10 protein-coding genes are annotated in these 11,229 nt (G+C 69.0%); 4 read left to right on the top strand and 6 right to left on the bottom strand.

Annotated elements, in window-relative coordinates:
* Positions 1-137: 137 nt before the first annotated feature.
* Together AC08OO_RS19420 and AC08OO_RS19415 are read right to left on the bottom strand one after the other, a co-directional pair.
* Positions 138-1,187: an AraC family transcriptional regulator gene (locus AC08OO_RS19420; protein WP_476611175.1), complete on the bottom strand. Its 1,050-nt coding sequence runs from the start codon at positions 1,185-1,187 to the stop codon at positions 138-140.
* Between the two features lie 235 nt (positions 1,188-1,422).
* Positions 1,423-1,911, bottom strand: coding sequence for a 2,4'-dihydroxyacetophenone dioxygenase family protein (locus tag AC08OO_RS19415; protein ID WP_063613429.1), 489 nt, complete (start codon positions 1,909-1,911; stop codon positions 1,423-1,425).
* A 239-nt stretch (positions 1,912-2,150) separates the two neighbouring features.
* Between AC08OO_RS19415 and AC08OO_RS19410 the strand changes: the two genes are divergently transcribed.
* Positions 2,151-3,296 (top strand): PucR family transcriptional regulator, encoded by a 1,146-nt coding sequence (locus tag AC08OO_RS19410; RefSeq protein WP_476611174.1) that lies wholly within the window; start codon positions 2,151-2,153, stop codon positions 3,294-3,296.
* A 158-nt stretch (positions 3,297-3,454) separates the two neighbouring features.
* Positions 3,455-4,753, top strand: a complete 1,299-nt coding sequence (locus tag AC08OO_RS19405; protein ID WP_011437190.1) for an MFS transporter — start codon at positions 3,455-3,457, stop codon at positions 4,751-4,753.
* A gap of 150 nt (positions 4,754-4,903) precedes the next feature.
* Here AC08OO_RS19405 and AC08OO_RS19400 read toward each other — a convergent pair whose 3' ends face one another.
* Positions 4,904-5,848 carry an HpcH/HpaI aldolase/citrate lyase family protein gene (locus AC08OO_RS19400; RefSeq protein ID WP_476611173.1) on the bottom strand — a complete coding sequence of 315 codons (945 nt, stop codon included), beginning with the start codon at positions 5,846-5,848 and terminating at the stop codon, positions 4,904-4,906.
* The gene (locus AC08OO_RS19395) at positions 5,845-6,912 is read right to left on the bottom strand and encodes an HpcH/HpaI aldolase/citrate lyase family protein (protein WP_476611172.1); all 1,068 of its coding nucleotides are present in this window, start codon (positions 6,910-6,912) and stop codon (positions 5,845-5,847) included. The genes AC08OO_RS19400 and AC08OO_RS19395 overlap by 4 nt, the downstream gene beginning before the upstream one ends.
* A gap of 657 nt (positions 6,913-7,569) precedes the next feature.
* Between AC08OO_RS19395 and AC08OO_RS19390 the strand changes: the two genes are divergently transcribed.
* Positions 7,570-7,761 (top strand): hypothetical protein, encoded by a 192-nt coding sequence (locus tag AC08OO_RS19390; protein WP_476611171.1) that lies wholly within the window; start codon positions 7,570-7,572, stop codon positions 7,759-7,761.
* 127 nt (positions 7,762-7,888) lie between these two features.
* On the opposite strand, the gene AC08OO_RS19385 is transcribed toward AC08OO_RS19390, so the two are convergent.
* Together AC08OO_RS19385 and AC08OO_RS19380 are read right to left on the bottom strand one after the other, a co-directional pair.
* Entirely contained in the window at positions 7,889-8,605 is a 717-nt protein-coding gene (locus AC08OO_RS19385; RefSeq protein WP_476611170.1) for an SRPBCC family protein, read from the bottom strand.
* Positions 8,533-9,357 carry an ArsR/SmtB family transcription factor gene (locus AC08OO_RS19380; protein WP_476611169.1) on the bottom strand — a complete coding sequence of 275 codons (825 nt, stop codon included), beginning with the start codon at positions 9,355-9,357 and terminating at the stop codon, positions 8,533-8,535. The genes AC08OO_RS19385 and AC08OO_RS19380 overlap by 73 nt, the downstream gene beginning before the upstream one ends.
* 272 nt (positions 9,358-9,629) lie before the next feature.
* Between AC08OO_RS19380 and AC08OO_RS19375 the strand changes: the two genes are divergently transcribed.
* Positions 9,630-10,676, top strand: a complete 1,047-nt coding sequence (locus AC08OO_RS19375; RefSeq protein ID WP_476611168.1) for a siderophore-interacting protein — start codon at positions 9,630-9,632, stop codon at positions 10,674-10,676.
* The last annotated feature ends 553 nt before the right edge of the window (positions 10,677-11,229 follow it).

Here is an 11,229-nt window from a genome sequence, read left to right as displayed (position 1 = left end):
CAGACCCGACCCGACCCGATCAGACCCAACCCGACCCGATCAGACCCAACCCGATCAGACCCAACCCGACCTGCCCCGCCGCCAGTCCGGCCCGTCCTGGACATCCGGGACCAGTGCCGGACGGACGGACGACACGATCAGCCATGCGGCCTGTAGGTCTGGGACGCGGTTCTGGAGGTTCCGGAGGGCTGCGTACCACCGTCCGGATTGTCCCGAAAATCGGGATCTCCCACGTGGGCGAACGGTAAGGCGACCGAATCACGGTAACAAGTCGGCGTCGCACCATACAGCCGTTTGAATTCTCGACAGAAGTGACTCGTGTCCGCAAAACCCCAACGGCTGGCGATCGCCTGAATGGAGCATGATCCCTCGATCAGGTCCCGGCGGGCTCGTGCGAGTCGCTGGGAGCGGACGACGGCGCTGTAGCTGTTTCCTGTCGCGGCGAAGCTGCGCTGCAGCGTGCGGACAGACACACACTGCGCAGCGGCCGCCGCGGCGGCGCTGACGTCGCGGTGGCCAAGGTTCCGAGCTATCCAGCGTTCCACTGCGAGCCGCAGCGCTTCCCCAGTGATCGCACTCGTGAACGTGGCCTCGGGGCGCACCGCCGCGGCCACCAGCTCCAGTGCCGCGTTGCGGGCCGCCGTTATGGTGGGGGCGGGAACCTCGTGCGGGAGGCCGGCAAGTGATGCGACATAGCTGCGCAGCAACCTAATCGCGGGAGCGTTCACATCCACCACGAGGTCGGCTTCCAACCACGGGCTCTCCAAGACCTCTTCCAGCGCCACCCTCGGGATTACCAGGGTAACTTTGCGGAAGTGCTCGACAACTTCGAACCGCACCTTTTGCATGCTGTTCCAGATGACGAAGCTTCCTGGAGTGACAACAATCTTCTTGTCCTCGATGGCAAGCCGTTCAGTCCCAGCGGTAGCGAAGAATATCGCGATATTGTCCTCGCTGGTCCGGCTGATCAGATTTCGACTACGTTCACCCCTGCACGGATCACATGCGATATCCAGCAGCGCGATGTCATCGAACCAGCGACGCTCAATCGAGGCGCAGTAGGGTAATCGCCCTGGAGGAACATCAGTGTGGAATGGCGTCACCGCGCTGCCCAGGATCTCCTCCCAGCGTCCAGGACGGTCGCGATGGGGTACACCGACGAGGTCGTACGTCTCGTAGATCCGCATGATGGCCTCCTACCGGGAACCTGGGCCGCCGCGCCCGCAAGCATAAGCGGTGGGAAGACGTGGGGGAAGCCCAGGTAAGTCGCGATAGCGGAATCCACGCTCGTGGTGTACGAATAGCGACCGGCTGGCGACTCGTCGAAGGCGAGGGTCGCACAAGGCTCACCAGGGTGGCCGGTGGGACTCGCAAGGCTTACTGGTGGGACCAGCGTGATCACCGGCCCCACCAACCGACTGGCTACGAGAGGGCGAAGCTGGTCAGGTCAACCGGGATGATCCCGTGCTTCCTGCAGTACTCGTTGTATCGCTCGGCGAACGTATGGGCCTGCTCGATGCCTATGATCTCGTCGCTTGGGCCGAGGAAAGCAATAGCTCCTTCAACCGAGATGAACACCTCGATGCCCTCGTCAGGCTCCACAATGAACGTGTGCCTGCTGTTGGCGACCTCGTACACGAAGTCACCCGGCCCCGACACCCAGGCGTGCTCCGCGTACCGCCATTTCCCTCGAACGGTGTAGACAAGCACGCGGCCATAATGGTCGTGCACACCCAGCGAAGCTCCCCCCGGCGCCCGCAGAAGCATTTGCGTCTCGCTCTTGACCAGATCCACATGAAGGATCTTTAATTCCACCTCGTTCGTGTAAGGCGTGAACGGAACCCACGGAAGATCATCGACTCCCGTGTACGTTGGAGCGAAATGTTGGAGGGGATTGACCAGTGTCGTCATCTGCATCTCCTCGGGTGGTTGTCGTCGATCCCTGCCTTCGGAATCGTCTGGATCCGGCGGGGAACAGCCGGCTAGGCGAGCGGTAGGGTTTGATTCTGGACCCACCAAAAGATCCGAGATAGAACAGCGGTGACAGATCCCTGAACATACGCGACAAGCGCGGGTGCCACGCGCGCCGTCGGGGCGCGGACCGGGGTGCCGATGACACCGCTGGGCAGGATAATCCCCTGATGATGCGGATGTCCGACGACCGTGTGCGAGAACTCACCGCTGCGCTGGAACACGACGAGGGACTGGTGGATCCCACGATCAAGCGTGTCCGGCGCGAGATCCCGGCCTATGAGGTGGTCCCGACCGAGGCGCTGGTGACGAGCATCCACCGCAACGTCGTGCTGGCGTGCCGCACCCTGCGGGCGGGCGTCGTGCCGCCGAGCTCGGAGATCTGGCAGGCCGAGCGCACAACGCTGGAACGGCTCCGGCAGGGCGTGCCGATCGAGGACATCATGGGCGGCTTCCGCATCTGCATAGCGAGCATCCAGGACCGGCTGGTGGATCGCGCCCAGGAGTTCGGGGTCGACCACCCCGAGTCGCTCACCCTCACCTCGCTGCTGTGGAAGCTGAGTGACGTGTTCTCCGCTCGTGCGGCGAGCGCCTACCGCGCGTACGGCCTGTCGCATGCGGTGGCGGACCGAAGGCGCAGGGACGAATGGCTCGCCGGGCTGCTCGCCGGCACCCTGTCGCCGGCGCAGATTGAGCAGGGGTGCATCCGCTACCACGTGCGGCGCGACACACGCCTGCGGGCGGTGTGCACTGCCACCTTGTCGGAAGCGGAGCTGGACCAGGCCCTCAACCTGATCAACCAGGGGTGCCGGCGCAGCAACATGGTCCTGCTCCTGGTGCCCTCCCAAGGCCGGCTCGTGGGGATCGTGTCGGGGCCGCCACCCGCGGTCCCGGGGCTGCTGGTCGCCGCCGGGCCCGAGGGGCCGCTGGGCCGGGTCGCGGCGTCCTTCTCGGTGGCCAACGACGTATTGGCCGCGGCCCGACTGCGCCACGACGAGGGCGTGCACACCCTCGAGAGCCTCGGCTGGCGGGTGGCCGTGCCGCGTGCGGCGGACGTGACCGCACTGATGCGGGCCCGCTACCTCCAGCCGCTCCGGGACAGCAGTGCGTTCGGGGAGGAAGTCGTCGAGTCGCTCCGCTGCTACCTGGCCAACGGCCGTAACATCCCGCGGACCGCCGAGGCGCTGCACGTACACGTCAACACGCTGCGCTACCGGCTAGCCCGGTTCGAGGAGCTGACCGGGCGGTCCCTGGACGACACCGACACCCTGGTGGAACTGTCCTGGGCCTTCCACGCGGAGACGGCAGCCCCGCCGGTTTCGTAGCCGCGTACGAAGCGAAGGGCGCCGCGTTGGCATCCCACCCGTAGCCTTCGATGTGTCGCACACCACATCCTGTTGGAAATTCGTACCCGTTACCGGGCCCATCAGAGCTCGACGTTCCGAGCTGGTGGTCTCGGCCCCGCCCAACAGGGGAGCAACCCATGACCGCTTCGATGACAGCAACAACCGGCCTCCGGGAGCGGACCAACCACTATCGGCAGCTCCTGGCCGCCTCCGTCGGCAACGCCGTCGAATGGTTCGACTGGTACATCTACTCGATGCTTGCGGTGTACTTCTCCACGCAGTTCTTCCCGGCCAGCCCGGGAGGCAGCCTGGTGCCGCTGATGTCGACCTTAGCAATCTTCGCCGTCGGATTCTTCGCCCGCCCGGTCGGAGCGCTGATCCTCGGGATTCTCGCCGACCGGATCGGCCGCCGCAGGACGCTCAGCACCACGATTATGGGCATGGGCCTGGGCAGTCTCATCATCGGGCTTGCCCCCACCTACAAGCAGGTCGGGGTCGCCGCCCCGGCACTACTCCTGCTGGCCCGGCTGATCCAGGGTGCCTCCGCGGGGGGCGAGTATGCCGCGGGAAGCGCGTTTCTCATCGAGTCCGCGCCGGCTGGCCGTCGGGGCCTGTACTCGAGCTTCTTCTACATCAGTGCGACCTCGGCCAACCTGGCGGCGATCGGGATCAGCGCCTTACTCGCCAGCACGCTGGACTCGCAGAACATGACCAGCTGGGGCTGGAGGATCCCCTTCCTGCTCGGCTCGGTCGCGGCCATGGTCGGCATGTGGATCCGGACGCACGCCAAGGAGACCCTCACCCAGACGGCGGACGAGCCGGCCGGTGCCCGTCGTGCCGACATGTTCGAGTTCCTCCGCCGGCACCCCAGGGAATCCCTCCAGGTGTTCGGGCTGACCGCGGCCCCGGCCCTGGTGTTCTATGTATGGACCGCCTACCTGCCGACGTACGCGAACATCACGGTGGGCTCCAACCTCAAGCACGGCCTGCTCTCCGGTGTCGTCGCGCTGACCATCTTCCTCGCCCTGCAGCCGGTCTTCGGAGCGATCTCGGACCGCGTCGGCAGGCGGCCGATGCTGCTCATCTTCGGCACCTTCTTCGTGGTCGGCACGGTTCCGATGCTGGCCCTACTGGACGGCTCGACCACCAGGCTGCTCCTGGTTCAGATCATGGGGCTGGTGTTCCTCGCCTGCTGGTCGTGCATCTCGAGCGCGGTGGTCGCCGAGCTGTTCCCGGCGCGCCTGCGCAGCTCCGGTATCGGGTTCCCCTATGCGCTCTCCGTCGCCCTCTTCGGCGGCACCGGCCCCTACGTCGCCACCTACCTCGTGGACATCGGCCACGCTGCCTCCTTCGGCTGGTACGTCACCGCCGTCGCCCTGGTCAGCACCGTCGTCTTCAGCCGGCTCCCCGAGACCGCGCACCGGCCCCTGCACTGACCGACAGGAGACATCGCCCGCGAGTCCGAGCGTCCGAGAGCCCGGATCACGCTGGCAGGGAACGGCGGTGGCTTCCACCGCGGTGGAGAGGCTGTCGCATCCCTACAGCCGTCGAAGCGGCCAGAACGGTCACGGCCAGAACGGTCACCGTCAGGAGGCCGCCTGGCCGTCGGCCAGACCCGCGATGGCCGCGCTGACGGCGAGAATCCGGCGCGCGTTGTCGACGTGCAGGTTCTCGATCAGCCGGCCGTCGACGGTCGCCACTCCGCGGCCCTCGCGTAGCGCCTCCTCCCAGACCCGCACGATCTCCGCGGCCTGCGCGACCTGGGCCTCGGTGGGTGAGAACGTGCGGTTACACGTCTCGATCTGGTTGGGGTGGATAAGCGTCTTACCGTCGAAGCCCATCTCGCGGCCCTGGCGGCATTCCGCCGCGAAGCCGTCGGCGTCGCGGATGTCGTTGTAGACACCGTCGAGGATCACGGTTCCACTCGCGCGCGCGGCCAGCAGACACAGCCCCAGGCCGGTCAGCAGCGGGGCGCGGCCGGGCACGAATTCGGCACGCAGTTCGTTGGCCAGGTCGTTGGTGCCCATCACGAGAACGGTGAGCCGGGGCGACGCCTGGGCGATCTCCTGGGCACGCAGGATGGCACCAGGTGTCTCCACCATCGCCCATATCATGGTGCGGTCCGGCGCGCCGGCCGCCTCGAGCCCTTTTTCGATCGCGTGAACGTCCGACGGCGACTCGACCTTCGGCACCACGACGGCGTCCGGGCCCACCCGTCCCGCGGCCCGCAGGTCGTCGGCATGCCAGGAGCTGCCGCGGGCGTTGACGCGAACCGTGATCTCCCGGTGGCCGTAGGCGGCGTCGGCCACCGCCGCGCAGACCTGCTCCCGGGCGCGCTCCTTGGCGACGGGCGCCACCGCGTCCTCGAGGTCCAGGATGAGCGCGTCGGCCGGCAGATTCCTGGCCTTCTCCATGGCACGCTCGTTGGCCCCGGGCATGTAGAGGACGGAACGCCGCGGACGGTACGCGGCGGGCGGGCGGGCCGCGGACGGGGAACCCGCCGGGGAACCCGGGGCCGCGGTGCCGGTCATCGTGCCTCCGGCGCGGGTAGTCCGTAGGCCGCCGCGAGCTGTGCGTTCCGGGCGGCGAGGCGAGTGGCGAGCGTGAGGATGACCCGGCACTGCTTCACCGAGGCGTCGTCCTGCATCGTGCCGTCCACCATCACGGCACCCGTTCCGTCGCCCATGGCCGCGACGACGCGCTTTGCCCACTCGACGTCCGCGGGCTCGGGGCTGAAGACCTTCTTCGCGATGTCGATCTGGACGGGATGCAGTGACCACGCCCCGACACACCCGAGCAGGAACGCGTTGCGGAACTGGTCCTCGCAGGCGAGGACGTCGGCGATGTCACCGAACGGCCCGTAGTATGGCATGATCCCGTTCGCCGCGCAGGCGTCTACCATCCGGGCGAGCGTGTAGTGCCAGGGATCCTGCTGGAACGTGGCTCGGACGGCCGCCGGGTCGTCCGGCCGCGGATCCTGGCGTACCAGGTAGCCGGGGTGCCCACCGCCGACACGGGTTGTCTTCATCCGCCGATCCGCCGCCAGGTCCGCCGGGCCAAGGGACAGACCCTGCATGCGGGGACTTGCCGCGCAGATCTCCTCGACGTTCGCGACCCCTCGCGCGGTCTCCAGAATCGCGTGGACAAGCACCGGCCGGGACAGGCCGGCCTTCGCCTCCAACTGGGCGAGGAGGCGGTCCACATAGTGGATGTCCTCCGCCCCCTGGACCTTGGGCACCATCACCACGTCGAGATTCTCGCCGATGGCGGGCACGAGCGTGAGCAGGTCGTCGAGCCCCCAGGGTGAGTCGAGGCTGTTCAGGCGGATCCAGAACTGCGTCTCACCGAAGTCCGCGCCGTCGACGATCTTTATCAGGTTGTCCCTGGCAACGATCTTGTTGTCCGCTCGGACGCCGTCCTCGAGGTTCCCGAGCAGCACGTCGACCCGGGGGATGATCTGCGGCAGCTTCGCCGCCATCTTCTCGTTGCTCGGGTCGAAGAAGTGAATCATCCGGGACGGTCGCCACGGGATCTCGCGAGGCGGGGGTGGCGCCCCCACCGCGAGGGGAGCGAAGAAATCCTTGGCGCTGCGCATGTGAAATCTCCCGGGAAGGAACCCTGGCCGGTGCCGGGTGACCGGCTCCCGGCGACCAGCGCGACACTCAGCGTCGACGACGCCCGGCTCCGCCGGACTGTATCAGTTTGATGTCCGACACGCTCCCCTGATCATCTCCCGCCCGATCGCGACCGTCGAGGTCATGGTCCAGCCGGCGGGCATTCTCTGCGATCTGGGCGCTCTATTTCTGTTCCATAAGTTCCGCATGAACCGCTGCGACAGGAGCATTCCCCGTCGCCATTCCGTCCAGGTCCGCAGCCTGGCTTTCTCCGTGCGGACGTCTTACGCACGTCGTCGGCCGATCGCTGCCTGTTCACGAGCAGCCCCCTCGGCCTGCTCAGAGTCGCGGGCGGAGTCGCGGGCGGAGTCGCGGGCAGCCGCGTGAGCCATGAACACCCCGAGGTCACCACGTCTACGATCGCGGTGAACGGGGAGAACCCGGAGAAGGAGTTCGAGCAGCCGCCATGACCAACGCCGCTCCACTCGCCGCTGCGGCGCCCGGTATCTGGCCGACGCCGACCCCGACCTGCACATCACGCGGATGTGCGCCGCCTACCGCGAACGCCACGACGCGCTCCTCGACGGACTCGCCTGGGCGCTGCCGCCCGGGAGCAGCGGAACCGGCCCGAGGGCGGCATGTTCGTCTGGGCCCGCCTCCCCGATGGTCACGACGCCACCGCCCTGCTGCCCGGCGTGGTGGAGCACGACGCGGCCTACGTTCCCGGTACTCCTTTTTTCGCGGGGCCTTTTTTCGCGGGGCCGCCGGACCCCGCGACGCTGCGCCTGTCCTTCACCACGCACCCACCGGCGGAGATCACGGAGGGTTGACGCGGCTGGCACGGGCGTTCGGGGTGTGACCGGCCTCCCTGACCGGGTGCCGGCGGCCCGGCACGAGCCGGCGGAGATCGACAAACGGCGGGGACCGACGAAATGATATAGATTGCCGCAAAGGCGATTAAGCGAACACGTCCTGTAGCCAGTCGGTCCAGGCCTGAGCAGTCTTCGCCTGGTCGGTGCCGGGGGCGAACAGGTGCAGGGCGATGCCGATCGGGGCGCCGAAGGCGTTGCGGCCGAAGAAGCGGTACAGCCCGTCGCCGGTCCGCAGGCCAAGGAAGTGGGGATGCAGGTAGTCGACCACGGCGTCCAGCGGGTCGATGCCCGGGAGGGTGAGGCGCACCGCGTCGCCTTGGCCGACCTCGTCGGCGACGCCTAGCTCGTGGCGCAGCCGGACAAACGCGTCCGGCGCGGTCGAGGACGCCGGCGCGTCGGCCGCGACGTAGGTCACCGGCCGGCGGCTGAAGTACCGCAGGTACTGACCGAGCGTGTGCAGGTAGAAGTCGGTGTGCTGGCTGGCGCCGTCGTACTGGTTCTCCCAGTCGTCGACGAAGATCCCGCTGTGGACGTAGCGGAAGGAGGTCGTGCCGCCGTCCCGGCCCTCGATCACATGTTCCAGCTGGTTGAACCAGCCGTCCGCACCCTCCACCCGGGTGACGAGGTGGTGCGGCGGATCCCAGACGGTGACCGTGCCCCCGAAGGGCGCGGCGCCACCCTGGCGGGGCTCGAACTCCATCGGCCACAGCCATCCGCCGTTACCGGTGGTCACGGCGTCCCAGTACTCCTCCAGGGAGGTGGACAGCACACCCTCGCGGCGGATCTCGAACTCACGGGACATCTCTGGTTCTCCTTGGTTGCGCTGGGGCCATCGGTTCCGGTGGGGCCGGCTGCGTTGGTGGGACCGGCTGCGTTGGTGGGGCTGTCGATGCCGGTGGGACCGGCGGTGCCGAGGCCGAGGATGCCCTCCCCCGCCTCGGATCCCGCATCGGAGCCGACAGCCACCCGCTCGGGCCGCGTGACGCTCGGGTGCAGGGCGACGACGAAACGGTGGGAGCGCCCGCCCGTGGCGGTGGTGTCGTGGTACCTGCCGACGAGGGCGGCAACCGTCTCCCCGAGCTCCGCTGCGAACGCGGCGCGGTCCGCGGCGGAGGCGAACCGGATCTCGCTGTCGATCGCGAACGTCGCCAGCCGCTGCCGGGCGGCGGTGGCACCGGTGATGAGGTCGCCGACCTCCCGCACCAGCCGGGCACCGAGCGCTAGCAGCCATCGGGCAGAGCGCTGATCCGGCGACCGGCCGGGATCCGGGGCGACCGCCGGCAACGCGGTCGGCGAGATCACATAGGAGGCCGCCGTCGCCCGTAGTACGCGCTCGGTGCAGTTGCCCCTTCTGCGTTCCTCGACGAGTTCGACCAGCCCGTGACGCTCCAGGGCCCTCAGGTGGTAATTGACCCGCTGACGTGACAGCCCCACGGGAGTGGCCAGGGTGCTGGCCGAACCCGGCTCCGCGAGCGCGGCCAGCAACCTCGCCCGGACCGGGTCGAGCGCGGCCCCCGCTGCGGCCGGGTCATCGATCACTGCGACCTCCAACATGCGCCTCATCGTCCTGCCGAAAATTTTCCTTGTCAAGAAGGACAATCATGTCGGAGCAGATCCGGAGCAGATACAGGGCAGGCCCGAAGCAGGTACGGAACAACCGTCGCGCCCCTCCGCGAGTCATCGCCCGAATGGCGGGGCGTAGGTTCGTCCTGAAATGCCACCCGGGCTCGCGGAGGTCGGGACAGCCCCGTCTCGGGCCTGAAGCCCGTCCGTGTGGGCCAGGACCAGTCCGGCCCGCGGTCACGAGAGACAGGACGCAAGAACCGATGTCGACCTTCGGGCCGGACTCCTCCGTACCATCCACGCCACCATCCACGCCCCGCCCGACCGGACTACCGGACGGGCGCGACGGCCGCCCGTCGACGTCGGCGGAGAACCGGCCCGCGCCGCGGCGCGCCCGGCCGGCCCCGCGCCGGCTGCGGGTCGTCCGCGTCACCCCGCTCACCGGGGACATGGTGACGGTGACACTCGGTGGGCCGGCGCTGGCCGGATTCTCGCTGCCCCGGGCCGCGCAGCACGTGAAGATCTTCCTGCCGGCCGACGGACAGACCGAACCGACCGTTCCGAGCTGGGGGCCGGACGGACGCCCCGTCTTCCCGGCGGGTACACCCCGCCCGATCGTGCGGACCTACACCCCGCGCCGGTTCGACGCTGAGGCCCTCGAACTGGACATCGAGATGCTCCTGCACGGCGAGGGTCCGGCCGGGCGGTGGGCGGGTACCGCCCGGCCCGGTGACCATCTCGCCATCGCCGGACCGGGGGGTGGATACGAGGTGCGGACGTCGGCCGCGCATCACCTGCTCGCCGCCGACGAGACCGGCCTGCCCGCGCTGGCGACGGTGCTGGAACGGCTGCCCGCTCGGGTACCGGTGACCGTGGTGGCGGAGGTTCGCGACGCCGGCCGCCGACGGGCTCTCCCGGTCACCCCCGCGACGACCGTCACCTGGCTGCACCGTGACGGCGGGGTTCCCGGCACGCTGCTGGCCGAGGCCGTCGAGGCCGTACCCCTGCCCGCCGGCACCGCGGCCTGGGTGGCCTGCGAGGCCACGGCGGTACGCCGGATCCGCCGTCACCTACTCGCCGCGGGGCTGGACCGCGCCGACCTGTCGACCCGCGGCTACTGGCGGCTGGGTGCGGCGGACCATCCCGATCATGACTACGGGGAGGGCGAGGCGGCGGATGTCACCCGTGGCGGCGAGGGACGGATCGATCGGCTGCGCCGCACCCTCGGGCCGCTGAAGCAGCGTGCCGAAACCGCCGCGCGCGGCCTCGGGGCGACCGTGAAGGCCCGCGCCGCCGAGCGCCGGCGGTGACCGGGTCGGCACCGGCTTCGACCGCCCGATCCTCGACCACCCGATCGTGGGTGCGGCATTTCGGTGGGACGCGTCCCAGGGCCCTCGCCCTCCAAACTCGCCCTCCAAACAACCTGTAGCCGATGCAACCGGGCTCCGTCACGGCGGACAACCCGACCGCATGGCAGGCTGGTCGCGTACCAGCGCACACCGCCCGACCACGGGGATCCACCGCGCCACGGCATTCCGACAAGCCGTCGCACGGACAAGGCGACGAACGGACCGGACGACGGCGCTCGGGGACGACCCGTCGGGGAATGACGGCACGGTGGCGGGTGGACCCGGTACGCGAATGGTGCCCGTCGGCGAAGAGGGGCCATGACGGAGGACAGCGCGAGACCCCCTGCCGGGCCTCCCATCGTCGGGGAATCCGGGTCGGTGAATCTGCCGGCTCCCCGGGTGACCGCGCTACCCCGGCGGTTCCCGGCGCCCGGCGCCCACCGTGATCCGCTCCGGCTCCCACACCTGGTCGGCCCGCCCCCCGGGTCGACCAGGTGTGGGAGCCGGAGCGGAT

The sequence above is a fragment of the Frankia sp. CeCAU1 genome, from assembly GCF_977971845.1.
This window is presented reverse-complemented; position numbering and strand designations above follow the sequence as displayed.